Source organism: Moritella sp. Urea-trap-13 (genome assembly GCF_002836355.1).
Lineage (GTDB): Bacteria > Pseudomonadota > Gammaproteobacteria > Enterobacterales > Moritellaceae > Moritella.
Genome location: NZ_PJCA01000040.1, coordinates 293,378 through 319,710, shown reverse-complemented (window position 1 = coordinate 319,710; position 26,333 = coordinate 293,378). Strand labels below are relative to the sequence as shown.

The following is a 26,333-nucleotide window of genomic DNA, read 5'->3' as shown; positions in this document are numbered from 1 at the left end:
GCTTACACTTTCTTTTGCACTTACACGTACCTTTCACGTACGTTATTCGTCTTCACTTACACTTTCTTTTGCACTTACGTATCTGTCACCTACGTTATTCGTCTTCATTTACACTTTCTTTTGCACTTACTCGTATCTGTCACATACGTTATTCGTCTTCATTTACACTTTCTTTTGCACTTACTCGTATCTGTCACATACGTTATTCACCTACACTTACACGTATCTGCCATGTACATTCTTCACTTACATTTTCTTACATATTGCAGAAGGTAGTTGGTATATAATATCCGTCGACCTAATTACAAATATAGTACACCGTAATTGATTTGCCCTTAAATTAACCAAAATAAATGATATAAAATGAAATAAAATTAAATTAACGTTAACATTCACAATAATAAGTACCTATACTACTTCCCCTTTGACACATTAAATAATTGATACTATTCTGAATTCTCTTATTTGAAGGTAACGAGCCATAATGGACATAAGTAAAATTAAATGTATTAAGGAGTATGCATGCCTCAAGCCAGCTTTTCGATGAATCCAGTGGCCCAACTTGGCCGATCTGTTATCTCTTTACTCCAAGGTTTTGGTAAAGCAGCACTGTTTCTATTACATAGTATGATACATATGTTTTCTCGCCCTTGGCAGTGGCGTAGAGTAGTTGAACAACTGTATTTCATTGGCGCAAAATCAATTGTAGTGATTTGTGTCACCGGTTTATTTACCGGTATGGTGCTGGGATTACAAGGCTACTACACCCTATCCCAATTTGGTTCCACTGGTTTGCTTGGCTCTGCAGTCGCGCTAACCCTGATCCGTGAATTAGGACCGGTACTAACCGCAATCATGATCATCGGTCGTGCTGGTTCTGCAATGACAGCTGAAATTGGCATTATGCGCATATCAGAACAAATTGATGCACTCAAAACCATGACCATAGATCCAATCCGATTTCTAGTTAGTCCACGTATTATTGCGGCGCTTATTAGCTTTCCACTATTAACGGCTATCTTCGATACCGTTGGCATCTTTGGCGGTTACCTGACGGGTTCGCAATTATTAGGCATAAATCCCGCGACTTATTTTTACCGCGTCGAAAATAGTGTGATAATGGCCGATGTCGCAGAAGGTTTTATTAAATCAATCTTTTTTGCCGTCACTGTCGTCTCTGTTTGCTGCTACCACGGTTACTACACCCATACTCGCCGTGATAATTTTGGTGCTAAAGGTGTAGGTTTATCAACAACGACAGCGGTTGTGCAAGCAAGTATTCTGGTACTTGTTATTGATTATATTTTAACGTCGTTTTTATTATAGGAATGCTATGGATACGCCACTTATTCAGTTTTGTAATGTCAGTAAAACATTCGGTAAAAACACAGTTTTAAATAACATGAATCTCAGTATTTACAAGGGTGAAATCACCACGATCATCGGTAAGAGTGGTGAAGGTAAAAGTGTGTTACTTAAGCATGTTATCGGCTTACTTAAGCCCGATTCAGGCACTATACTTTTTAACGGTAAAGCCTTCTCTAAGCACTCTGCAGCAGAGAAGCTTAGCTTAAAAAAGAAATTTAGTTATATGTTTCAAGACTCCGCATTATTTGATTCGATGACGGTATATGAAAATATTGCGCTGCCACTGCAGGAAGCAAGTGACTTAAACAAAGCTGAGATACAACAACGCGTTGAAATGCGCATGACACAACTCGATATTATGGGCACAGAACAACAATACCCAGGACAGCTGTCAGGTGGTATGCGTAAAAGAGTCGCCCTCGCGCGTGCACTGGTCACTGAACCTGAAATAATCTTATTTGACGAGCCGACGACAGGACTGGATCCAATACGTAAAAAAGCCGTTCATCAAATGATTGCCGACTATCAACGCAAACTTGGTTTTACCGGGCTCATTGTCAGCCATGAGATTCCTGAGATATTTAGTATTTCCCAACGTATCGCATTACTTAATAAAGGTGAGATTATTTTTCAAGGTACTCCTGAACAATTAAATAATGATGACAATCCCGTTATTTCAACCTTTATCCACGGTCATGAGTCATCATTACTCAATATCGATTAACGTAAAAAATTGGAGCTATTATGAAAAAATCATCAATTGAAACCTCTGTCGGTTTATTTGTGCTAATAGGTATGCTGTGTGTCGGTTACCTAACCGTTAAACTCGGGAAAATGGAGTTGTTAGGCGATAATTATTATAGCGTTTATGCCGACTTCAACTCAGCTACAGGTTTAAAAGGTGGCGCTAATGTCGAAATGGCAGGCGTTAAGATCGGTCAAATTGAAGACGTAGTATTATTACCTAATATTAAGATTGCGCGTGTCCAACTAAAAATTGATAACGATATAAGCCTTGCTGTCGATGTGATTGCATCCGTTAAAACTGCAGGTCTACTCGGTGATAGATACTTATCTCTTACCCCAGGTGGTAGTGACGAATATCTAGCAGCAGGTGATCGTATTGAAGAAACTGAGTCCGCACTTGATATTGAAGATCTCATCAGTAAATATGTATTTAGCAGTGAAGGTGAATAATATCGTCACCAGCGCGACGATATATTCGAACTTGGTATTATGAGGTATGCTATGAAAAAAATAATTACGTTATGTATTTCCACAATCTTACTATTAACTACCGCGGTTAATGCTAATGCTAATAACGTTAACCAAGCGACGGCATTGATTGACAATGCGATGCAAGAATCGTTAAGTATCATTAATGATCCCGCGCTGACGACTGCCATTAAACGTGAAAAGCTTTGGCCTATCGTGACTAGCCATTTTGATTTCACCTTGATTTCGGAATTAACACTGGGTAAATTTTCAGCCGGTGCTACAAGTCCATTAGGGGATTACAGTGATCGCCGTTTTACCACCGAACAACAAGTCGAGTTTACCGATGCATTTACCATTCATTTGGGTAACTTGTATTTAGATAGACTCAATAACGATAGTAAATTCTCGGTGTTATTAACTAAGTCCTCAGCAATGAAACCAATACGCCAAATGCAACGCGCGCGCGTGAACAGCTTAATTAATAAGAAAACAGCCATCGACTACTCACTGCGACTCAAAAATGATGGATGGCGTATCTATGATGTTAAGGTTGAAGGACGAAGCCTTATTAGCTCATTTCGTAAAGAATATTCGGCACTATTATTAAAAAATACCCCGGATGAATTATTAGCACTGCTTAATGAAAAAAACTTAGCACACTCGGACAATAATGCTGAATAATAATGCCTCTCCGTATTTAGTTAAACTGCCACTATCACTGCTCATCTTGATGATGAGTGGTTGTGTCAGTTCCAAAAACCTCGCCGAACACACTACTAAACCGACACCGATATCGCCAATCATGATCGCTGAATCTAAAGTTATCGAAGGTGATGGCTTGTTTGATGATGGACGGTTTGATGATGAACCACTTGAAGATGACGGCTTGTTTGATGACGCACAGTTTGATGATGAACCACTTGAAGATGACGGCTTGTTTAATGACGCACAGTTTGATGATGAACCAATTGAAGATGATAGTTTATTTGCAGATGATGATGATGATTTATTCAGTGATGACAGCGCGATTGAAGTTGTAGAACAGGTTGAAATATCAGACCCTTTTTATTACTTCAATAAGGCTATGTTTCATGTCAACGATAAGCTCTATTTTTGGGTGTTACGCCCTACAGCTGAAGGTTACAAAGCTATTACACCACAATTTTTTCGTGTTGGTGTAGCCAATTTCTTTCGTAATATAACCATGCCGATCCGGTTTACCAGTAGCTTACTGCAAGGTGATTTTGAATCGTCCGGCACAGAACTAGGTCGTTTTGCTGTCAACACAACAGTTGGCCTATTAGGTGTAATGGATCCTGCCGACGATTATTTCGATTGGCAGTCAAACAACCAAGACATGGGCCTGACATTAGGTAAATACGGTATTGGTAATGGCCCTTATATTGTCTGGCCAGTGTTTGGCCCATCAACCTTAAGAGATACAGTGGGACGTAGTGGCGATTACTTTCTCAGCCCATTAACCTATTTACAGCCTGATAAACTCTCAATTTCAGTACAAGCCGTTGAAAAAGTAAACACCACTTACTTTAGTTTGGGTGATTATGAAGCCTTTAAACAAGCTTATATTGACCCTTACGAACGCATGAAAGAGTTTTATATCGAACATCGCGCCGATAGAGTTGCAGAAGAATAACGCAAGCAATAAAAAACGAGGCAAATATGCCTCGTCTTATTTAATCATTAATCGTTAATTATTTGGCTAATCGCTTCTGCCATTTCGCTTTGGCAATTTTACGCATATCGACACTGGTATCACTTTCATCGACAATTTCTCGACCAAGAATGGTTTCTAAAATATCTTCCATGGTGATAATACCTAACCAAGTCCCTAATTCATCATGAATACTCGCCAGATGATTTCGAGAACGTAGCATATCATTAAAGACATGTTCCGCGTTTTGTGTCGGTAAGTACACTTCAAGTGGTTTAGCTAATGCGAGCAGTTTGGTGTCTCCATCATGATGTAAAATATCTGACTTATGCACATAACCAAAAAACTCATCATCAGTCAATAAAGGTAAACGACTAAAAGGAATGTTAGTTATTAAGGCTTCAAAATCACTCACATTCATATCAGCAGCAACACACGAGACCACTCCACGTGGTGTCATAATATCTTTCACTTTAACGTTGTGAAGATCCAATATATTACAAATAACCCGACTTTCATCGTCATCAATTTCATTCGTGTCTTTTGCGACATGTGCCATCGCTATGATTTCTTCTCGCATATCAATGTCATGACTATGACCTTTACCAATACGACGGGTGATTTGCTCTGACATAAAGATAAAAGGTTTTAAACAGAAAATCATCGTATTCAAGATAGTGACACTTGATGGTGCCAGTTGTCGCCAATAAGTCGCGCCCATTGTTTTAGGGATAATTTCCGAAAGAACCAAAATTAATACCGTCATAACAGCAGATGCAATACCTAAATACGCACTACCATACATTGCCGTTACTTGCGCACCTACACCAGCAGCACCCGCAGTATGGGCCACCGTATTAAGTGTTAATATTGCCGCTAAAGGACGATCGAGATTGTCTTTTAACTTAGCTAATTTTGTTGCAAGTTTAGGATCTTCACGTTGCATTCTAGCGATGTAGCTTGGTGTCATACTTAGCAATGAAGCTTCTAAGATTGAACAAATAAACGAAACTACAATCGAAATTACAGCGTAAATTATTAACAGTGTCATTATGACCTTCTATAAGAATATTTATGAGGCTAATAATTATCATAAAGCTATAATTTTAGCAAAACAATACATTGTAATTTAGCATAAATTTTTCTTAAGAATAATCAATAATCAATAAGTTCAATAACTTGAAAAAACCGAACTCTTAAAGACGCAATTCTAGACAACAAGTCATACACTTCCCTGCGGCCAATATTAGCCCCACGGGCATTTTCAATCGCCCTGTTATTGTAATCAAGTTCATCATCATCTAAGCAGTGCTCACTGATCAGTTGCCAGAGTAGTTGTGCATTATCAAATTTACGCTCTAATATTTCCACATCAATATTAAGCTGATCTAATTCATCAATTGCTGATTTTACAACTAACAATCGCTGTTCGCCCTCATCGATTTCAGATAAATTCATTTTACTCAACAATACGTTATAGCGATCAATGTGATCATTAAGCAAATCAATATTATACGTGTAAAATTGATAAGCATCCTGCCAATTTTTACCACTGCAATAACTGGCCTGTGCAGTCGACGTAAGTACTAGGAAGAGGAGCATTAAGAAACTATACTTCATCATCAACCCCACGATTTTGATGTGTAATTATTAGTAATAAGACCATCTAACGCGATTAAAAGTGCAGACAAAGTGTACTCTTCACCCCATTTATTCTTTTCCCTGATATAATTAACCGATGTTACGAAATATTAAGTCATTCCTTAAAGGGTAAAAATGAAAAAAACGTTTGTATTGAACCACCCAAAAATTGTTCCAGCTCGCCAAGTTGAATCTATAAAAAGCGAAATCAGAAAATACATCAAAAGAGAGCGTAAAAAAACGCTACCTAAAGGCGTAGATTACTGGGACTTTGATTGTAAGTATGGCGCAACAGAACAAGAAGCGCAGGTTATTCACCTATCAGAAATCAATAAATCGATCGATGGCGGTGACCTAAACAAAGATGCATCTTTCTATATCGAAATTTTGGTAAAAGATGGCATTCGCGTGATCAGTGAAGAAGACGAAGATTTAGATTACGGCGAAGAATAATAATATCAGCAGGGAGTCTCGGTACTCTCTGCTACTATTTCCTATTTCCTATTTCCTATTTCCTATTTCCTATTTCCTATTTCCGTTACACGACACACACCCTGTATCAATTTACACAAATTTAAGCGCCGACTGATAGCAAAAGATGCTATTATCGAAAGAATATAACCCTTTGTTTTACATAACATGAGCTAACTATCTTATGGCCCTTCAATCACGCGTTATCATCGCCCTACTTTGCTGCTTGTTTTTGGCTGGTTGTGCGAAAACCAACTTAATATCAGCGACAAAATTTACCTCATATGATGATTTTAGAGCAGGTCCTGAAGGTGGTGTGGACCTGGTTTGGGCTAGAATAGGGTTACGAGACGCTGACCGAGTCCGTAATAAGTTACAGCAATACGACAGTGTTATTTTAGATCGAGTTTATGTATTAGTAGAAGATGATAATAGTCTTTCTGATGAAGATATCAGCATCATCACCACTTACTTAACGGACAGTTTAATTAACACTATCTCGCCACATAAAAAAATTGTCGAAACACCCACTAACACCACTCTACACTTAAGTATTGCAATCAGTAATGTAGAAACGCCAAACCCTATTCTGGCCGTGACCAGCAGTATTGTACCGGTAAGCTTTGGTATTTCGATGATTTCAAAAATTACCACAGGTGAGCATACCAATGTTGGCAGCGCCAGTATTGAACTGATGATCAGTGATGAGAACAACAAACCACTGATTGCTGCCATTGATAGACGCACAGGTAATAAAGACTTCGGTACCATGATTGATTCTTTAGACGATACCAAAGATGTTATTGATTGGTGGATCAAGCGCCTAGCTGAGACCTTCAAGGCAACTAAAACAGCCACAGAATAGCGCCGATGTGTTTATATTTGACCAGTGTAATGCAACACTACTGTTTACATACGTTACCTGATAACATGGCGCCCTAAGCCATGCAGGCAACTGCAAACATGTTGAAAAAATAAATGAAGTTACATAAGATTGACGCAGTAGACTGGTTAAAAACTCTCCCGAATGAAAGTGTGGACCTCGTTATCACAGATCCACCTTATGAATCCTTAGAAAAACACCGAAAAATAGGCACCACAACCCGCTTAAAAAAAAGTGCTGGTTCGAGTAACCAATGGTTTGATATTTTTCCTAATAGTGATTTTCCTGCATTAATTGAGCAAATTTATCGTGTACTGAAAAAAAACAGTCACTTCTATTTATTTTGCGATCAAGAAACCATGTTTGTCATTAAACCCATTGCCGAAGAGCTCGGGTTTAAATTTTGGAAACCAATTGTCTGGGATAAATGTGCCATTGGTATGGGTTATCATTATCGCGCACGTTATGAATTCATTTTATTTTTCGAAAAAGGTAAGCGTAAATTACAAGATTTAGGCATGCCTGATGTCTTACAAGAAAAACGGGTTTGGCGCGGTTACCCAACCGAGAAACCAGTACCACTGATTGAAAAACTAATCAGCCAAAGTTCAAGCGTTGGTGACTTGGTTATTGATCCCTTCTTCGGTTCCGGCGCGACTTTAGTTGCTGCTGCCAACCTAGGTAGACAATCTGAAGGCGCTGATATAGCCCCTTCAGCACATGAGTTTGTAAACAACCGCATTAAACCGGTAGAAAAGGCATAATAATGACTATTGAAATAACTAATCTACCCGTTACAGAAATCACCTGTTCTAACTGTGAGGCATGTTGCTGTCGCCTAGAGGTAATGCTACTGACAGAAACGGGTGTCCCTAAGCGTTATATCACCACTGATGATTGGGGTGGCCAAGTCATGGCGCAGGGTCATGATGGTTGGTGTGCAGCGCTCGATAGAGATACATTGATGTGTACAATCTATGAGAATAGACCTTGGGTATGCCGCATATTTGAAATGGCGTCATATGAATGCGAAGAAGAACGTAAAGCACATATGTAAGTTAATTAGCACTTTAGTTGAGATTATCAATGGGAATGGGAATAGCAATTACTCATTGATAGCACATCCATCGATAACACTTTGATGAAAAAATCCGTCACGATTCCTTGATATAGAACAAATACCAGTATAAATCTGCGTCCCTTATACAAAAATAGATAGTAATTACTAAAAACTGGTCAGACATCACCTCTATTTGTTCCATTCTTTTAACCTATTCACAACATCACCCTTTTTCTATTTATACCGCTATCTATATTTATCAATTAAGCGGATTATAATTAGACAAGCTGTCACACAATGAAATTCTTCATCTGTCATAGAGTTACGTATTTTCACAGGGATGAGCGGTATCGCTAGCAAAATACGTTGAGGGTTAAAAAATGGAATTATTTAACGAATCAAACGCATTAGATCTTTACATGCAACAAGTCAATAAAACCAGCGTCTTACTAACCAAAGAGCAAGAGTACGATACTGCTATTGCTGCACATGGTGGCGATCAAAAAGCACGTCAACGTATGATCCAATCGAACTTGCGCTTAGTGATCAACATAGCTAAACGTTATCAGCATACTTCATTAGCACTTGTTGATATCATCCAAGAAGGTAATACTGGCTTAATTCACGCAGTTGAAAAATTTGATGCAACCAAAGGTTTCCGCTTTTCAACTTACGCGGTATGGTGGATTAAAAATAATATCGAACGTTTTATTATGAATCAATCTCGTACTATTCGCGTCCCTATTCATGTCGGTAAAACCTACAAACGTATCTTAAAAAATGCACGTGAAGAAGTATTAGATTTAAAATGTAACCATGACTTACAAAAGATTGCGGCTAACTTAGAGCTCGAATTTGATGATGTTGTTGAGATACTTTCTCACTACTTCACTGAAGCGAGTCTAGACAAAACCATTGCCACCAAAAACGAGTCTAATACCGCATTAGTCGACCTTATTGAAGACAGTTCGATTTGTAAACCGAATGATGAAATAGAAAATACCGATACTTCGAGTTATTTAACAGAAGTACTAAATCACCTATGCGACCGTGACAAAGAGATCATCCAGCTCAGGTTTGGCCTTGGCAGAGAAGAGCCACAAACGCTTAATGCCATTGGTGAGCGCCTATTTATGTCTCGAGAACGTGTACGCCAAATTATTACCGCCAGTTTACAAAAAATTAAACCGGAATTATTAGTTAATAGCGTCAATCAACAAGACTATCTAAACTAACCTAAGCAGAACTAGACTAAAATCACCAACTATCGTTAATTAGATTAGCCTTTCACAAGGCTAATCTAATTAGTCTGTTACTCCCCCTGTCCGATAACAGCTCACATTAATCCCCCAGCTATTGCCAACGACTTTTTTACGATTTCACCTCAAAGCTTTATCTTAGACCTAGAGCATAAAAATTGACGTCAAACTTTCAATTTCTAAAAAAAGCCAACATTCAATAGTTAAATACTATCAATTAACAACAAACAATCGAATTAACCTTTCATCTTTTATCAGGTAAATTATCCCCTTGCTACTGCCGGAGGAACTATGAGCCAACCAAAAAATAATACTTTAACCACTATCGCAAGTTGTTGTGCGACAACACCAATCAAAGATGCAGCTCTGGTTGTCGAAGGCGGCGGGCAACGCGGTATTTTTACGGCAGGTATCTTAGATAGTTGGTTAGCAAACGACTTTAATCCTTTTTCATTACTGATCGGTACATCAGCTGGTGCGCAGAACTTATCCAGTTACATGACCAGACAATCAGGACATGCCAAACGTTCCATTATGCAACTCTCCAAACATCCGGCATTTTTTGATATGAAACGTCCGCTGTCAGGACGTAATACCGTCGATCTTGATTGGTATTTTGATAAAGTAAATGATCCTGAATACCAGCTCAATATGAACTGCGCACAAGCACAATTGAAAAACCGTCAACTGCTTTTCTCAGCGACAACGATTAATGGATTCTGCCCTGCATTTCTTGAACCGACCGCGGATAATTGGCTCACTATGTTGAAAGCATCAAGTGCCTTGCCATATTTGTATAAGAAAGGAGTTGCGATTGGTGACAGCCATTACGTTGATGGTGGAGTGGCATTACCGATTCCAATTCAAGAGGCTTACCATCGTGGCGCTAAAAAAATAATTGTACTGCGCACCGTACCCGCACATCAAAATGTACGCTCGCCGTGGGCGCATAAGCTCAAGTCTTGGGTATGCAGCTCACAACGTTGCCCCAAAGTATTGGATATTATCACCGGTCATGAGAACGCTTACAGTGAGGCAATAGACTTTATTCATACACCGCCAGTTGACGCGCAAATAATTGAAATTGCCCCACCACAACCATTAGCAAGTCGTATTCTTGGTAGCAGTGATGAAGCATTAGCCGCCGATTACAAAATGGGTTATGAAATGGGCTCGCAATTTTTAGCCAGTCATCACGCGGCGTTGTTTAGATAGTATTAACGCCCATAGCGATAAATATCTAAATCACGGCTATCAATATCAGGGGTAACGCCGCTGACAACATCAGCAAGATAACGCGCAGAGCCACACGCCATGGTCCAACCTAAGGTACCGTGGCCACAATTGGTGAATAAGTTAACTACCGGCGTTTTACCAATAATTGGCGTACCATCGGGGGTCATAGGTCGTAGGCCAGTCCAAAACTCCGCTTGACTCATATCACCCGCGTTGGGAAATAAGTCATTTATTACCATCGCAATCGTGTCTTTTCGAGAATCCGTTAAATCTAAATTATAGCCAGTTAACTCTGCTGTACCAGCAACGCGAATTCGTTGATCAAAACGCGTCATCGCCACCTTGTAAGTTTCATCCATCACAGTTGAAACCGGTGCTTGACTACTGTCAACAATCGGCACCGTGAGCGAATAGCCTTTTACCGGATAAATCGGCATCGCTAATCCGAGTGGCGACAAAATCGGGTCGAGTAACGCTGATGAATAGCACCCCATCGCGACCACATAAGCATCCGCCGTTAATTCGCCAGCACTGGTGCTCACAGAGCTAATTTTGTCATCTTGATGATTCAGTTTATTCACCGTCACATCAAATTTAAATTTAACCCCCGCAGCTTGTGCCAATGCTGTTAGCTGCTGGCAAAACAAATAACAATCACCAGTTTCATCATCAGGTAGCCGTAATCCACCGACAATTTTATCTTTAACACTGGCTAATCCAGGCTCCACAGCGAGACAACCAGCAACATCTAACTCTTCATATAACGTACCACTATCAGCCAATATTTTAATGTCTTTAGCTATACCAGCCAGTTGTGATTCATGACGAAATACCTGCAGCGTACCTTGTTGACGACCTTCGTACACAAGATACTGCTGCTGACGCAAATCAATCAAGCAATCGCGGCTATAATTGGCAATGCGTAACATTCGCGCTTTATTAATTTCATAACTGTGCTGATTACAGTTGGCCAACATTTTGGCCGCCCACAGGTACAAATCTGGCGACAGCCCTGGTTTAATCTTTAAAGGGGCATGTTTTTGCGCTAACCATTTGATGGCTTTCACCGGTATACCGGGCGCAGCCCAAGGGGAGGAATAACCATAAGAGATCTGTCCGGCATTGGCAAAACTGGTCTCTTCAGCACCTCTTGGCTGGCGATCGATGACAGTCACATCATGTCCAGCTTGCGCTAGATACCACGCCGACGTTAATCCAATAACCCCGCAACCTAATACCATGACTTCCATTTTATACCGACTATAGTGAATGAATAATCGAGCAGCATAAGATCGTTACATTTACTTAACAATCTATAAGTATTAATATCAGCCTTTAGTAAAACTAAACGCAAGAATATGCAAAGAGGTCTTTGATGATAAAAGTGAACGATAATCTGTTATCTGGTTTAGCCACATTCACAGCCACGGCGACTTGTCATAGTTTCACTCAAGCCGCTGAAAAACTGCATATCACCACAGGTGCCATTAGCCAACAAATAAAACAACTGGAAAAAAACTTACAGTTAAACTTGTTTGAACGGCATTCTCGCGGCATTCGCTTAACACCTTCAGGGCAGCAATTACACCAAGTTGTCGAACAAAGCTTAACGGATATTGGCGACGTAATTAGCCAGCTACAACAAGACAATCGCCATACCGGCGATATACATCTTAAACTTACGCCGTCTTTTGCATATAAATGGTTAGTGCCGCGCTTGCAAGATTTCTATCAGCAATACCCCGATATAAAGATCCATACCTTTGCCGAAGGTGCATTAGTGGATCATAGCGATAGCAATTTTGATCTTGCTATCGATTATGGTAAAACGCCCTATCAATCGAATGATAAAAAAATAAATGCTGAATTGTTATTAGCGGAGCAATTGTTACCGGTAATGAGTCCGCAGTATATGAGCAAGTTTGATTTGAGCCTCACCGACAATACGCATAATCTTGCGCGCTTTGCTGATGCAGAACTGTGGCAGAATATGACGCTATTACATGATGCCATGCCTTGGCAGCATGCCGATAAAGACGCGGAGTGGCAATTTTGGTTACAACAGATGTCTCTTACAACGGCAACCAAAAACGCACTGAGTAAACACGGGCATTATTTTAATCGTACCGATATGGCAATGGCGGCGGCTGCCGCAGGATTAGGTGTGGCATTAGCCCGTTGCGCGCTCTTTAATAACGGCTTAACCACTGCAGATTTGGCCAAAGAAGGTTTAGTCTCACCTTTTAACCCTATCGATGCACAGGCGGGGTATTACTTGATTCAACATCATCACTCACCTGCGATTGAATGCTTTAAAACCTGGTTAAAACAACAAGCGTCTTTATCGCATAACGAAAGGCACGGGAGTAATTACCAGTAGTTTTCTGAGTTAAAATGCCCTGTACTGCGACGTGAATGTTTTTGATATCCAAGCTGAATTAACACTTCACTGGTATCCTTCACCATACTGGGATTACCACACAAATAGAAAAAACTATAATCTGTCGTCAGTGCGATACCCGCTGCATTAACCAAATCACCAGTCTTTAATAGTGCAGGAATGCGGCCGCGTAATGTATCTTTTCTATTTTCACGAGACACTATCGGCACATAATGAAACTTACCCTGATACCTTTCTTCCAGATGTTGTATTTTATCTTGATAGACTAATTCAGCAGACGTTCTCACCGCATGAACTAACACCACATTGTCAAAGCGTTGTTGGGTCTCGACTTCATCAAGTAACGATAAAAATGGCCCGATCGCAGTGCCAGTAGACAATAACCATAAGTCTTTTGTATAACGTGGTATTTCATCTAAGGTCATAAAACCAGCGGGACTTTTACCAACATACACATCATCACCCACTTGTAACCTATCTAATCGTGATGACAATTGTCCATCAGGCACCGCGATAATCAAAAACTCCATCACTTGTTGACCCAGCGCATGATTTGGAGAATTTACAAATGAATAAGCCCTACGAATCCACTCACCCTCATCACCTCCACTGCCATCGTATAGTGCCAATTTAGTAAATTGACCTGCGGTATAACAAGCTATATCGGCGGTGATCTGTAAACTGAATTCGCTGTCAGTCCAGTTAATCCGCCCCGTCACTTCGCCCTTAATTAGACCATGTGGTGTGTCCTTCATTACCAACCTCACAAATTCAAATTTCGCCTAACAAGAATAGTGTAAGAAACATGAAAACAATGTGTTGAATACACCAAGATGTGTAATTAGTTATGAGTTATACGTTTACGGTATTTCCTATTTAGCCCTCTTTGCTCCAATAATATATCTAAGCATTAATAAAAGGAGCGAATACTTTGATCAATAAGTTAATAATTACACTGGTATTTTTATGTATATTACTGTCAGTATTTACCCAGGGCCTAACATCATCAGCGCTAGACCTTGTCGCATTTACACTATTAATTAGTTATTTATTCAGCGTTAAAAAAAGCAATCTGCTGACATAAAAGAAGGAGGTTGCTAAACCTCCTTCTTTTAAATTGCTATTTACGACGGACAATCAACAATCATTGTTTACATAAAATATAGAATGTACACCAATGAACTAGTACTAATTACTACCCACAGCAGCACACCGAGTACTAATGGTTTTACACCTGCGTCTTTGACTTTTTGCACTGTGATACCAGCACCGATTAAAAATAAGCACATAACCAATACTTGCTTAGAAACACTAAAAATACCTTGATATAAAACCTGATAATCAGGTAATGCATAAGCAATGAAAATAGCGAAGCAATAAAACAAAATAAAGAACGGCACCGTTATCTTTTTGCTATCGCCTTTAAACAACAATGCACTAATAAATGCCACTGGAATAATCCATAATGCCCGTGCTAATTTTAATGTCGTCGCAGTTAATAGCGCTTCATCACCATAAGCAGACGCCGCACCAACAACAGAAGAAGTATCATGAATAGCAATCGCACTCCACACACCAAAGGCATGCTGGCTCATTTCTAATAAGTGACCAATAACAGGAAAGACAAACAAAGCAACTGAGTTAAGAATAAATACCACAGCCAATGCCAGTGACGTTTGATCATTTTTAGCATTGATGGCCGGTGCAACAGCTGCGATCGCACTACCACCACAAATAGCGGTACCTGCAGAAATTAAATATCCTGTTTTTTTGTCAATTTTTAACGCTTTAGTCAAGAACCAACCGAGAATTAAAGTACAGAATATTGACGTTACAATAATACCAAGCCCGTCTTTAGTCGCGACAATAGCTTCGTCTAGATTAATGCCAAAACCTAAACCAACAATAGAATACGCCAGTGTTTTTTTGGTGATCGTACCTAAGTTAATACTTGTAGGTACAAAGCCTAATGTCGCGAGCGTAAAGCCAAGCACTAAGGCAACAGGAGATGAGATAAGGGGTGTTAAACATAACAAACCAAGAATGATAAATAATAAATCTTTTTTCTGGAATGAGTAATTAGTGAATAATTTAAACATGGGAACTCTCTATTTATAAGAGCAATAAGTATAACCCCTCATGCTGGTTAATAATATTAGAATGAAATTAACACAAGGTTCATTAAAACTGAACGAATAGCCAGGAATGTAAAACACAATTGTTCACGGCTACTTTTATATGCAAATATCAATAAATGTCGAACTTTTAATTAATAAAGCTGACTTACTATAAAGAGAATGGGAATTGCGCTATGGCAATGGTTTGACCGAGTAAGGCAATATTATGACAACAGCAATGAATACATCGATGCAAAATACCAACAGTCAGGTGTTAACTGATGTTGAGCTCAATGCACTGCGAGACATATTTAGCGTAAATAAAGTAAGTTATGATATTAACAATCTCATGTTAGCGGGTATCGAGCCTGAAATGCTTAAAGCCCTGTTACAAGCAGATTCTATTACCATCATCGCAACACGCGGAAAAACAGAAGCACGCTTCCCACTACACCTTGCAAATGATGGTTATCAAAATAGCTTACAAGGTCCACAGTAGCTTTTAGCTATTTTATTCATCTACTCGTTATTCACCTGCAGTTATTCATCAGCATAAGCGTCATAAATCGCAATAAAATCAGCAATATTAGTAATCAATACATCAACGCAATCAGGATCAAACATAGTACCTGAATGTGCCGCCATATAAGCTACAACCTCATCAAGACTCCAAGCTTGTTTATATAGACGTTTACTTAATAGCGCATCGAATACATCAGCAACCATCACGATCCTAGCTTCCAGCGGAATTGCATCTGCTTTTAATCCCATCGGATAACCATTACCGTCGAAGTGTTCATGATGATGAAGAATAATATTTTTAAGAAAACGATACTCTTCAACATAACGCATATTCATCGGGAAATAGCCCAGTACATCATCGATAATATCAACGCCATGGGCACAGTGTTGATTCATTATCTCGCGTTCTTCAGGTGTGAAAATCTCACGACTAAATAAAATATCATCGGGGATCTTATATTTACCAATATCATGAAAAGCGGCATAGGTTTCAATTCGACGGATGAACTCATGATCAATCTTTTTCTTTTCACTCAATAAATAGGCCAATTTTGAACTATATCGCTCCATTCGATTAAGATGCCCTTGGGTTTCAGGATCCTTGGCATGGCCCATATTTAGGGCTATCGCTAATGAAATATCGATAAATTGTTTTTTCTCAAATTGACGAACCATTAAAGAATGAATAATCGTTGCTAAAAATAACATATCCTTCTGTATGGAACGTTTCGCAAAAAAGTTCACTTCAGAGGCATTAAAGAACACTATCGCAATCACTTTGCCTTTAAATGACAACGGATAAGAAAAACCACTACGATGACCATTATTCAATAAAAATAACGTCCTAGAATTTAGCGTTGAATTGGATAAATCATTAATGATACGTTCTGATTGCGACTTTATCATCATAGGAATGCCGCCACTCGGACTCACTTTTTTAGTAAAAAGTTCGTCATTATTATCAGCGGAGAGTCGATCACGAACAAAATAATTAGACGCGTTATTATTCTTAATCACAATAACAGACAATCGCGATAATCCCTGGTAGTTGTTAATCGCAACATTGTAGAGGGTATCAAGATGAACGGGCGTATCTTCATCTTGATTAAACATTTGATTTATTTCACTATAATTAAGCATGCATCATCCCTATTTCAAAGCAGCTACTTCGAACGTCATAAACTCATAGCGAAAATACCTCGCTGTTAAACGCCTAAAGAAATAGGTCGTTAAAGACTTAACAATATACAATTATAGGTAGAACTACTTTACTTAAATGTATTTTTGTTAATCCCGTCAAACTATGATTACCATAATCGCTTATGAAAGCTTAAATTTACGTTATTATCTTTTAATTCGGAAATATCAACCCTATTCATCACCATAATGAGCAAGCTAAAAAAACAATAATATATAATAAAATCAGTACTAAAACGTAAATTCACCAGGGATATAACAACCTCATTTTTAGTGCAAATTATCTGTAACCACGATCAGGTCAACTTTCGTAAATAGTGAAGTGCTATAGTAGTAAGGTAGTAATCGCGTTATAGACGTTTACTTTCACTCTTGAGGAAAACCTATGCTAAATGAGAATCATGCACTTATTTTTGACTTTCCAGAATTAAAACAAGATATCGTATATTTAAACTATAAAAATGAGTCGTTCAGAGAGAAATCAAAACAGTATCATTTACTCGACTACGACATTCGCCAATTAGAAATCGATGGCAGTCCGACTGATGATGAGCATATGACACAACTAAAATTACAAAGAGCCCATTTAAAAGATGTTTTATATCAGCAATTAAAACAACATCATGACGAAGTCATCGCGGCATCTTAATATAATCAAGCGGATCTAAAGGTTCGCTTTTTTATTGCTCTCATTTAGAATGAAGCAAGTAGCGCAGTTAAAGGTATTTGATTTGTTGCATTGGGAAGGAACTATAAAGCGCTAGAGACTGTAGCGCTTTATCATCGCGATTATGAGCTACGCTTCAATGTTGAGTAAATCCATCACCATTAGCTTGCGGATAACACTAACGTACATCACATTAATTTTTGCTAACTTAGTTATTTTAGTCAATGAGTGCCCTTCACGTAATAATTTAACCACATATAATACCTGCTTTTTGTCCATCATAACCTCTATAAAGATAACCATTTTCAAATTCAGTACCATACGTCAACAGCGACTAAATACAATAAATCATCATAAAGCTGGCTATAAACACGTAAATTTACCAGCGTATAAATAAGTATATTTTAAGTATTAATTTGTTCCCCTGAAACGTCAATTACGCAATATCATGGTGACTAAAGGGGTTTTGACAATATGAATAATTATGCTGTAAATAATGTCTAAATGCATTGTAGATAATGGCGTTTAACTGTGGGAATTGCTGAGGCATTCGAGAAAAGAGGAACTATAAAGCGCTAGAGACTATAGCGCTTTATCATCGCTATTATAAACTACGCTTCAATGTTGAGTAAATCCATCACCATTAGCTTACGGATAACACTAACGTACATCACATTAATTTTTGCTAACTTAGTAATTTCAGTTAGTGAGTGACCTTCGCGTAATAATTGAATAACGTATTGTACTTGTTCTTTGTTCATAATAGCCTCGATAACTAAGTTTCTAATTTATAAATTGCTCTATAAATTAATATGTTTATACATTGATATGGGCTCATAATACTGTTTTATTTTTTTATATAATATTGCGTTTTCGATTAAAAAATTGAAGATGAAATAATTTTGATAAAATATGCATTTTTAGGTATTACTTTTATATCACTACGCTTTATAAACACTCATATAACCCCGATATCACACAGCCTAAAACGACTAACCTTTCTTATTCCAACAAAATTAAGCCTAATTCGTCATACATAACAGTAAATACGTTACTATTGTGGCAGGAAAAAATATGCCATCACACAACTCGAATCATGCAGACAAAGAAGAAGGAAATGTTAAATGCCACTGCCAATTTTATACTCATTACAAAACTGTCCTTATGCGATGCGCGCACGACTGGGGTTATTACTCGCACAGCAGCCGGTAATGCTACGCGCGGTAATCATGAAAAATAAACCAGCAGCAATGCTCGCGGTATCACCAAAGGCCACAGTTCCGGTATTAGTGTTCGATGATGGCAGCGTAATTGACGAAAGCTTAGACATTATGATTTGGGCGCTACACCAAAGTGACCCATTAGATTTACTGCACAGACATGAGCCAGAAGCCTATCCTGCCATGCTCGCCCTGATTGATATTCACGATACGGTGTTTACTTCGGCATTGAGTAAATATAAATACGCAGTTCGTTACCATACCGATGATGAAGTTGAGTTACGCAACCAATGTGCAATTTATGCAACCATGCTCGAATCACATTTAAGCCAACATGCTTATTTAATCGGTGGACAAGTCAGTTTGGCTGATTACGCAATTTTACCGCTGATTCGTCAGTTTGCCCGTATTGATCGTCAATGGTATCTGCAAGCGCCCTTGCCCCACTTACGTAATTGGTTGAATAAACATTTACAAGATCAACGCTTTGCTAAAGCAATGGCAAAATACCCACAGTGGTTAGAAACAAATGAAGAATTTTTATTTGGTCATGCCGATTAAAGACAAAAAAGGGTAAGCACAATGTTATTATGCTTACCCTTACATCAGTATGTTAGTAGACCTATAATAAAAACTTAAGCCACGTCCTTCACTACATGCACACCGTTTACTTGCTCATTGGTTTTATCTGTTTTAGCAGCCGTTTCTTGTTCCGCTTGCTCAGCTAATTCTGTTTCTAGCATAGCTTCAACGTAACCAGGCGAATGAGTTGAACCTGAAATCAAACGGTACATTGCAGGAATAACTAACAAGGTAACTAAAGTCGCAAACGCCATACCAAAGAACACCACGGTCCCCACAGCAATACGACTTTCTGAACCCGCACCAGTCGATAGAATTAACGGAATAGAACCCGCTAACGTAGTGAATGCAGTCATCAGGATCGGACGTAGTCGTCGCGCTGACGCATCAATAATAGCTTGTTCAATAGCGATACCACGGTCACGTAACTGATTAGCAAACTCAACAATCAAGATACCGTTTTTGGTTACCATACCAATTAACATGATCATACCAATCTGACTGTAGATATTCAGTCCGCCCCCCATCGCATACAGACCTAAGAAACCACCAAATACCCCCATAGGCACGGTGAACATCACCACCATAGGGTTAATAAAGCTTTCGAACTGCGCCGCTAACACTAAATAAGCCACCAGCAGAGCTAGACCAAAGACAACTAAAATACTACTTTGGTTTTCTTTAAAATCTTTTGATTCACCCGAATAAGAAATAGAGATATCACTTGGTAATGATTCAACCGACTGTGCATCTAAGAAATCTAACACTTCACCCAAGGTATAACCTTCCCCTATGCTGCCACTTAAGGTAATAGACTTTTGCTTATTGTTATGGGATAAGCGACTTGCCGACGCGACTTCTTCGATAGTCGTCAGCGTATCTAGCGTGATCAGATCACCCTTGGCGCTACGAATATAAATCTGACTTAAATCGTTGACGTTATTAAAGCTATCTTCATCGCCGCGTAAGTAAACATCGTATTCTTCACCACGTTCGATATAACTGGTTTCACTGCGCCCGCCCAACATGATTTCAAGTGTTGTTGATACTTCATCAACACTGATACCGAGTTCACCAGCACGTTCTTTATCAATACTCACCACTAGCTCAGGGGTTTTCTCTGAATAATCCAGATCGCCACCGACTAATACACCCGCGTCTTCCGCTTTGGTTTTCAGTAATTCTGCCCATTGTTCTAGTTCAGAATAATCAGAGCCTCCTAATACAAATTGTACCGGATCACTCGAACCACCACCGAAGCCTGGCATTAATGGGCGCACCATCACATCAGGAATATCTTTCAATGCTTTTGCCACCATGCCTAGCGCTTCAGTCGCACTCACACTACGGTCTGCCCAGTCTTCAAGAATGATGATCACAAAGCCAGTTTGATCTCCGGCACGGCCACCAAATGCTGGCGCTTGGGTATTAAACGATTTAATAACGCCTTGACCAACAAGCGGTAATAAACGTGCTTCAACGATATCCATGTTCGCCGTCATACGGTTGAAACTGGTGCCTTCCGCCCCTTTCACAAACGCGAATAATACCCCGCGATCTTCTTGTGGCGATAACTGTGATGGCACTTGTTTCATCAACAAGAAACTGCCCACAACACAGGCGATAATGATGACAGGAGCAACCAATCGATACTTCACAGCCTTAGCAACAATACCGCGATAAGCGTTTTCTAAGCGTTGGAATAAGCCTTCCATCCACACACTAAAACGATTGCTTTTTTGCTCTGTTTTTAACATTTTACTGGCAAGTACTGGTGTCAGAGTCAAGGCGATCAGTGACGAGAAGATCACTGACATGGCGAGTAATACCGAAAACTCGGTAAACAACAGACCGACCATGCCATCCATAAAGGAAATAGGCAGGAATACCATCACCAATACCATGGTTGTCGCAACTACTGCAAACCCCACTTCTCGGGTGCCTTTATAGGCGGCTAGTAATGGTTTTTCACCTTGCTCGATATGATGGAAAATATTCTCAACCACCACAATCGCATCATCAACAACTAAACCAATCGATAAGATCAGCGCCATTAAGGTAATTAAGTTAATTGAAAAACCAAAATAATAAGCTGCAATGAACGATGAAATTAACGATACCGGCACTGTCACAGCAGGGATCAAGGTCGCCCGCGCTTGACCAATAAAGATGTACAAAACTAATACCACTAAACCACCAGTGATAAAGAGCGTGCTGTACACTTCCGAAATAGACTGGTCAATAAACACAGTGGAATCGTAATCAACCGCTAAGCTCATACCTGCGGGCAAGAACGCTTGCATCTTATCGACTTCTGCATGCACCGCTGACGCCACATCCAATGGATTGGCATCCGATTGCGTCACCACACCTAAACTCAGGTTAACGATACCATTACTTTTATATGACGAACTCTCATTTTCAGCGCCAACATAGACTTGTGCTACATCGCGTAAATACACCGGCGAACCGTCACTCGTCGTGCGTACAACGAGATACTCAAAGTCTTGTGGCTGAGCATATAAACGCGCGGTACGCACTGACATCACAGTGGTATCGTTACGTACTTCGCCACCGGGATTCTCAACATTTTCAGTTTTTAAGGCATCGACAATATCGCTGGTTGTGACAGCGCGCCCAGCCATTAAATCAGGGAACAACTTAACGTACATTACCTGATATAAGCCACCAGATAAATCAACCGAACTCACGCCTGAAATCAAGCTAAAGCGATCTTCCAATACCCGTTGGGCATAATCGGTCAGCTGAGTACGATCCATTTCAGTCGAGTTTAAATTGATATAAACCGAGGGTTCGCCACTACCATTATCTTTCGATACGATGGGGTCGTCGGCTTCATCGGGTAAACTGCGCTGTGCTTTAGCAACCGCGTCACGAATATCACTGACACCTTCGGTTAAATTCCAGCCCAAGTCAAACGTCACAGTAATACGCGACATACCATTACGCGTCACCGATTTAACTTCATCGATACCACTAATGCCGGTAATTTGATCTTCAATAATAGAAGTAATCTGGCTTTCCATAATTGAAGCTGCCGCGCCGTCATACCGTGTCATTACCGTAACAACAGGGCTTTCAACATCTGGCATTTCGCGTACTGCAAGTTTACTAAACGACACGGCACCAAAAACACACAGCAATAAGCTGAGTACAATCGCGACAACCGGTCGTTTAACTGAAGTATCAGACAACCACATTAGTTAGTCTCCTGCTGGCCAGTTAAATCTTTTACTTGCAGTCCATTACGCATATTAACCAGACCTTGCACGACAATGCGGTCGCCAATTCCTAAGCCACTTTCAATCAGAACTTGATCAACAATACGCGCGCCAAGTGATACTTGTGTACGGGTTACACGTTCATCGTCACCCACCACATACACAAAGCGTTTAGTCCCTGAGTATTCTAACGCTTGCACTGGAATAATAGGCTCGTTAATTGCGGGGAAAACCACACTTGATGACATCATCATGCCCGGTTTAAGGCGGTTATCTTTATTTTCAAAATTAACCCGTACACGCAAGTTTAACGTTTCCGCGTTAATACGCGAATCAATCGCCACAACCTCGCCTTTAAAAGATTGCTCATCCCAAGCGCGGCTAGTTGATGTCACAGCCATGCCCGTGGATAGTTGCGATAAATAACGCTCTGGTACAGCGAGATCAAGCTGCATTGTCGATAAGTCATCAAGGGTTAACAGTTCGGTACCTACTGATACCATTTTACCGCGGCTAAAATCGAGTAAGCCAACCGTACCAGCAAACGGCGCTGTTAAATAATGATCATCCATATTTGCTTGTGCTGCGGCTAAACGCGCCTGCGCAATCGCGACGATTGCCGATTGTGCATAAACTTCAGTTTGGGTGATGGCATTACTTTTTACCAGCGTTGAATATTCATTTAGCTTACGTTGCTCGTCGGTATAATAAGCCTTCGCTTCTAGCAGTGCCGCTTGGGCTTTACTGTCATCGAGTTGCACTAATAACTGCCCTGCTTTCACCGTTTGATTGGCAGTGATCTTGATACTATCAACCTTACCTGCGACTTCCGGTGCCACGCTAACAAATTGCGTAGACTGTAACTTACCGATCAATGAGATAGATTGTGAAACTTCATGGTACTGCACCGTCTCGGTATAGACAGAAACCACACGCTCAGCGCCTTTCCCAGCATTGCCGCTTTTGGCCTGAACTGGAATGGTGTAACTCGAAAAACTAAACATTAGTGCGCTAATGATCGCCAGGGAAGTACGTTTATACATTATATCTCTTCTATAAAAATGAGCGTGTCTTGCTTTCATCCATGAATAGCGAGTCTAAAAATTTGATACGCTATAATACCGTAAAAGGTGCAGGGAAATATGGAGAAAATGTGGAGATTAGGGTCAACTAGTGTAAAGTTTGTCAGGATCTAGGTGGGATTATAAAAACTATTATCTTCGCGATAAAAAAACACTAGCCAGCCTCAATCCATACGATCAATACCGACTAGCTTCACTTTCATTTTTAGTCTGAGGCTAAGTATTTATTTGGTGTTATTTATCCGGGCTACTATCCGGTACTGTTTATCCGCTACTGTTTATTCGATACTGTTTATTCGGTATTGCGCCATCACACCATTTTGTTGTTTAAATTGGCTAGTCATGTCACCTACATTACTTTGCTCATCTGCTTTTAAGGTGTAGTTTTTACCATCATTGAGCTTATTAAAATCAACTTTGAACTGGGTGTACACATCACCATATTGATAACGCATATTCAGCTCTCTCTGCTCAAGGTTATAGGTCAGAGTATACTGCGTTGCATAACCGGTCATCTTACCGTTTACCATACGGTTAGCGGCATCCAGCGGCACTTTATAAGTTGAGCTATCAATTTTCGCTAAGCCGTTAATAATACTGCTTGGCTCTTGCAGTTGCGCCAGCATGTATTTATTCCACACAAAACGTTCGCCCGGACCGACATTACCCGCAAGTGGGAATTCACTGGAGAATTGTGCTTGTTGCGTTGGTTTTTTCGCGTCCCAGTTTTTTAAGTGCTCACTAAACTCTGGGCTATTAGTTAATACATCATACTGAGCACCATGATAAATGTGCCACTTGCCATCGATGAACTCTAAAATTGCCGAATCACCACTGCTATCTTGCAATGAGTAATGGCCTTTTAGCTTACCGCCCGCATCTGAGAACAACTGTATTTGGATATCGTCTAAGCCGACTAGCGCCGCTTTTACGCTGCTGAAGTTATCTAAAAAATACGGGATAACGCGTGAATTTTCTAACTGCACTTTGTCAGCACTATACTCCCCGCTACTTTCTTCATTAAGATACAAGGCATTCGCCGCTAATCCCGCTTCATTAAAACCATCAATACCCGCTTTACCATAAAACGTCGTCAAGATAGATGCATACTTAGATGTCCACGTCATAACCTTGTCACCCGATTCAGCACCACGGTAACTAATGCCTTTAGCGCGCACATCAATCGTAGGGTGTGTTTCGACCATCCAATCCATGGTTCTAGACACAAATACCCCGTGCTCTGCAGTATCCCAAATCAAACGTGAACAGGCTTGTACCGCTGAGATAGCTGAAGTGAATAATACCGCGCCAACAGCAATCTTAACCAATGATTTTTTTGCTAATAAAGTCATATTCTTTACCTACCTTGTAAGATGTTATTACAGCAATGCTGTGTTTCTGAAACACACTTGTTTACATGCTTCTATAATAACGGTTTAATCTCACAGGTAATCTCAGCTACGTTGGGCATATCCCAACACAAATTAAGATTAGTCATACCATGATCAAGTCAGTAGCAGATAAGGAAGCAATAATGCTTAGATTTAGTTTCGAACAATTGGCGTCATTCGTGGCGGTTGCTCAGCAAGGTTCATTTAGTAAAGCTGCGAAGATCTTGAAAAAAGATCGATCTACTGTGCATCAGCATGTCGGTAATTTAGAAGTTGATTTAGGCGTTACGTTATTTGATCGCAGCGCTAAGTTTCCGAAAACTACCTTTGAAGGCAGCAGTCTATTAACCCAGGCACAGCATATTCTTTATCACGCCCAAGTACTGCAAAATAGTGGTGATAGCTTGGCTGAAGGATTAGAAGCAAGCTTAGCCATTTACCACGATGTGTCCTTACCTATTTCAGTCATAGAACAAGTGCAACTGGCGGTCCATCAGCAATATCCACAAACGCAATTGCATTGGATACATCGAGGACGTGAAGAGTCTATCAACGCACTTGCAGAGCAGCATGCTGATATCTCGATTATTTTAAGTAAAGGTTCTGGCGTGCTACCAAGTAAAGGACTTACATTTACCAATCTCGGCTATCTACCCTTTGCGTTTTTTGCCCATAAAAATAATCCACTGACGCAGCAAGCAAGTTGTAGTTTGGAAGATTTAGAAACACAGCAGCAATACACGGCTGAAAATTTCATGGAAGTAGATCTTGGCAAAACAACCAAAATATCAGGACGTGTCGCGACAATCAGCAATATGGATATTATCCTCTCATTACTCAAGCAAGGCGGCTGGGCATTGCTACCCAACCATGCTGTAAGTGCATCTTCGTATGCGCATGAAACCTGTAAACTCAATATGGATTTTATGACCAATGATAGCCGCTGGAGCTTAGTGTTACTTACCCGAACCCATCAAAGTACCGGCAAAGTGAAACGTTATACCATCGAACAATTTAAAGCCGCGTTTAAAGCGATCACTCGATAGGCTATTGTTGTGTGACACGACCTAGCCTTAAACGCTAATAAACGGTTCTATTACCACA

General features: G+C 39.9%; 27 protein-coding genes. 16 read left to right on the top strand and 11 right to left on the bottom strand.

From position 1 onward, the window contains the following. Positions 1–522: 522 nt before the first annotated feature. Genes CXF93_RS21930 through CXF93_RS21910 form a run of 5 tightly spaced genes read left to right on the top strand, consistent with a single transcriptional unit; the run spans position 523 to position 4,240 of the window. Positions 523–1,326: an ABC transporter permease gene (locus CXF93_RS21930; protein WP_101064625.1), complete on the top strand. Its 804-nt coding sequence runs from the start codon at positions 523–525 to the stop codon at positions 1,324–1,326. A 7-nt stretch (positions 1,327–1,333) separates the two neighbouring features. Then, entirely contained in the window at positions 1,334–2,092 is a 759-nt protein-coding gene (locus tag CXF93_RS21925; RefSeq protein WP_101064624.1) for an ABC transporter ATP-binding protein, read from the top strand. 20 nt (positions 2,093–2,112) lie between these two features. Next, positions 2,113–2,565 carry an outer membrane lipid asymmetry maintenance protein MlaD gene (gene mlaD / locus CXF93_RS21920; protein ID WP_101064623.1) on the top strand — a complete coding sequence of 151 codons (453 nt, stop codon included), beginning with the start codon at positions 2,113–2,115 and terminating at the stop codon, positions 2,563–2,565. A 51-nt stretch (positions 2,566–2,616) separates the two neighbouring features. Then, a complete protein-coding gene (locus CXF93_RS21915) occupies positions 2,617–3,267 on the top strand; it encodes a phospholipid-binding protein MlaC (protein ID WP_101064622.1) in 651 nt (216 codons plus the stop codon). After that, a complete protein-coding gene (locus tag CXF93_RS21910; RefSeq protein WP_101064621.1) occupies positions 3,257–4,240 on the top strand; it encodes a VacJ family lipoprotein in 984 nt (327 codons plus the stop codon). Before CXF93_RS21915 ends, CXF93_RS21910 begins: the two co-directional genes overlap by 11 nt. A 58-nt stretch (positions 4,241–4,298) precedes the next feature. Here CXF93_RS21910 and CXF93_RS21905 read toward each other — a convergent pair whose 3' ends face one another. Together CXF93_RS21905 and CXF93_RS21900 are read right to left on the bottom strand one after the other, a co-directional pair. Then, positions 4,299–5,309, bottom strand: a complete 1,011-nt coding sequence (locus CXF93_RS21905; RefSeq protein WP_101064620.1) for a CNNM domain-containing protein — start codon at positions 5,307–5,309, stop codon at positions 4,299–4,301. 104 nt (positions 5,310–5,413) lie between these two features. Further along, positions 5,414–5,881 (bottom strand): hypothetical protein, encoded by a 468-nt coding sequence (locus CXF93_RS21900; protein WP_232784296.1) that lies wholly within the window; start codon positions 5,879–5,881, stop codon positions 5,414–5,416. Between the two features lie 153 nt (positions 5,882–6,034). On the opposite strand from CXF93_RS21900, the gene CXF93_RS21895 reads away from it, so the two are divergent. The 6 genes from CXF93_RS21895 (at position 6,035) to CXF93_RS21870 (ending at position 10,787) form a co-directional block, all read left to right on the top strand. After that, positions 6,035–6,352, top strand: a complete 318-nt coding sequence (locus CXF93_RS21895) for a DUF6172 family protein (protein ID WP_101064618.1) — start codon at positions 6,035–6,037, stop codon at positions 6,350–6,352. A gap of 202 nt (positions 6,353–6,554) precedes the next feature. Further along, on the top strand, positions 6,555–7,235 hold the full coding sequence (locus CXF93_RS21890) for a DUF3313 domain-containing protein (protein WP_101064617.1): 681 nt from the start codon (positions 6,555–6,557) through the stop codon (positions 7,233–7,235). A 113-nt stretch (positions 7,236–7,348) separates the two neighbouring features. Next, positions 7,349–8,017 (top strand): site-specific DNA-methyltransferase, encoded by a 669-nt coding sequence (locus CXF93_RS21885; RefSeq protein ID WP_101064616.1) that lies wholly within the window; start codon positions 7,349–7,351, stop codon positions 8,015–8,017. Between the two features lie 2 nt (positions 8,018–8,019). After that, on the top strand, positions 8,020–8,310 hold the full coding sequence (locus tag CXF93_RS21880) for a YkgJ family cysteine cluster protein (RefSeq protein ID WP_101064615.1): 291 nt from the start codon (positions 8,020–8,022) through the stop codon (positions 8,308–8,310). A gap of 383 nt (positions 8,311–8,693) precedes the next feature. Continuing rightward, positions 8,694–9,548 (top strand): RNA polymerase sigma factor RpoD/SigA, encoded by an 855-nt coding sequence (locus tag CXF93_RS21875; RefSeq protein ID WP_101064614.1) that lies wholly within the window; start codon positions 8,694–8,696, stop codon positions 9,546–9,548. A gap of 315 nt (positions 9,549–9,863) precedes the next feature. Beyond that, positions 9,864–10,787 (top strand): patatin family protein, encoded by a 924-nt coding sequence (locus CXF93_RS21870; RefSeq protein WP_101064613.1) that lies wholly within the window; start codon positions 9,864–9,866, stop codon positions 10,785–10,787. A gap of 2 nt (positions 10,788–10,789) precedes the next feature. Here CXF93_RS21870 and CXF93_RS21865 read toward each other — a convergent pair whose 3' ends face one another. Further along, positions 10,790–12,058 (bottom strand): D-amino acid dehydrogenase, encoded by a 1,269-nt coding sequence (locus CXF93_RS21865; protein ID WP_101064612.1) that lies wholly within the window; start codon positions 12,056–12,058, stop codon positions 10,790–10,792. 125 nt (positions 12,059–12,183) lie between these two features. On the opposite strand from CXF93_RS21865, the gene CXF93_RS21860 reads away from it, so the two are divergent. Continuing rightward, entirely contained in the window at positions 12,184–13,188 is a 1,005-nt protein-coding gene (locus tag CXF93_RS21860) for a LysR family transcriptional regulator (RefSeq protein WP_101064611.1), read from the top strand. On the opposite strand, the gene CXF93_RS21855 is transcribed toward CXF93_RS21860, so the two are convergent. Beyond that, positions 13,179–13,964, bottom strand: a complete 786-nt coding sequence (locus CXF93_RS21855) for a ferredoxin--NADP reductase (RefSeq protein ID WP_101064610.1) — start codon at positions 13,962–13,964, stop codon at positions 13,179–13,181. The genes CXF93_RS21860 and CXF93_RS21855 overlap by 10 nt on opposite strands. 396 nt (positions 13,965–14,360) lie before the next feature. After that, positions 14,361–15,308 carry a YeiH family protein gene (locus CXF93_RS21850; RefSeq protein ID WP_101064609.1) on the bottom strand — a complete coding sequence of 316 codons (948 nt, stop codon included), beginning with the start codon at positions 15,306–15,308 and terminating at the stop codon, positions 14,361–14,363. A 244-nt stretch (positions 15,309–15,552) separates the two neighbouring features. On the opposite strand from CXF93_RS21850, the gene CXF93_RS21845 reads away from it, so the two are divergent. Then, complete coding sequence (locus CXF93_RS21845) at positions 15,553–15,825, top strand: hypothetical protein (protein ID WP_101064608.1); 273 nt, start codon at positions 15,553–15,555, stop codon at positions 15,823–15,825. Positions 15,826–15,866: 41 nt separating this feature from the next. On the opposite strand, the gene CXF93_RS21840 is transcribed toward CXF93_RS21845, so the two are convergent. Continuing rightward, positions 15,867–16,988 carry an HD-GYP domain-containing protein gene (locus tag CXF93_RS21840; protein ID WP_101064607.1) on the bottom strand — a complete coding sequence of 374 codons (1,122 nt, stop codon included), beginning with the start codon at positions 16,986–16,988 and terminating at the stop codon, positions 15,867–15,869. A gap of 442 nt (positions 16,989–17,430) precedes the next feature. Here CXF93_RS21840 and CXF93_RS21835 point away from each other — a divergent pair, with 442 nt between their 5' ends. Continuing rightward, entirely contained in the window at positions 17,431–17,694 is a 264-nt protein-coding gene (locus tag CXF93_RS21835) for a YdcH family protein (protein WP_101064606.1), read from the top strand. Positions 17,695–17,841: 147 nt separating this feature from the next. Here CXF93_RS21835 and CXF93_RS22015 read toward each other — a convergent pair whose 3' ends face one another. Together CXF93_RS22015 and CXF93_RS22155 are read right to left on the bottom strand one after the other, a co-directional pair. After that, a complete protein-coding gene (locus tag CXF93_RS22015; RefSeq protein ID WP_157824471.1) occupies positions 17,842–17,994 on the bottom strand; it encodes a hypothetical protein in 153 nt (50 codons plus the stop codon). A gap of 329 nt (positions 17,995–18,323) precedes the next feature. Further along, positions 18,324–18,473, bottom strand: a complete 150-nt coding sequence (locus tag CXF93_RS22155) for a hypothetical protein (RefSeq protein ID WP_017222624.1) — start codon at positions 18,471–18,473, stop codon at positions 18,324–18,326. Between the two features lie 363 nt (positions 18,474–18,836). On the opposite strand from CXF93_RS22155, the gene CXF93_RS21830 reads away from it, so the two are divergent. After that, a complete protein-coding gene (locus CXF93_RS21830) occupies positions 18,837–19,493 on the top strand; it encodes a glutathione S-transferase (protein WP_101064605.1) in 657 nt (218 codons plus the stop codon). 74 nt (positions 19,494–19,567) lie between these two features. Here the strand turns inward: CXF93_RS21830 and CXF93_RS21825 are convergent, their stop codons facing one another. The 3 genes from CXF93_RS21825 to CXF93_RS21815 all read right to left on the bottom strand — a co-directional run bounded on the left by CXF93_RS21825 (position 19,568) and on the right by CXF93_RS21815 (position 25,190). Beyond that, the gene (locus tag CXF93_RS21825; protein WP_101064604.1) at positions 19,568–22,735 is read right to left on the bottom strand and encodes a multidrug efflux RND transporter permease subunit; all 3,168 of its coding nucleotides are present in this window, start codon (positions 22,733–22,735) and stop codon (positions 19,568–19,570) included. Further along, on the bottom strand, positions 22,735–23,799 hold the full coding sequence (locus CXF93_RS21820; protein WP_101064603.1) for an efflux RND transporter periplasmic adaptor subunit: 1,065 nt from the start codon (positions 23,797–23,799) through the stop codon (positions 22,735–22,737). Before CXF93_RS21820 ends, CXF93_RS21825 begins: the two co-directional genes overlap by 1 nt. 317 nt (positions 23,800–24,116) lie before the next feature. Continuing rightward, complete coding sequence (locus CXF93_RS21815) at positions 24,117–25,190, bottom strand: linear amide C-N hydrolase (protein WP_101064602.1); 1,074 nt, start codon at positions 25,188–25,190, stop codon at positions 24,117–24,119. Positions 25,191–25,372: 182 nt separating this feature from the next. On the opposite strand from CXF93_RS21815, the gene CXF93_RS21810 reads away from it, so the two are divergent. Then, positions 25,373–26,275: a LysR family transcriptional regulator gene (locus CXF93_RS21810; RefSeq protein WP_101064601.1), complete on the top strand. Its 903-nt coding sequence runs from the start codon at positions 25,373–25,375 to the stop codon at positions 26,273–26,275. Positions 26,276–26,333 lie beyond the last annotated feature (58 nt).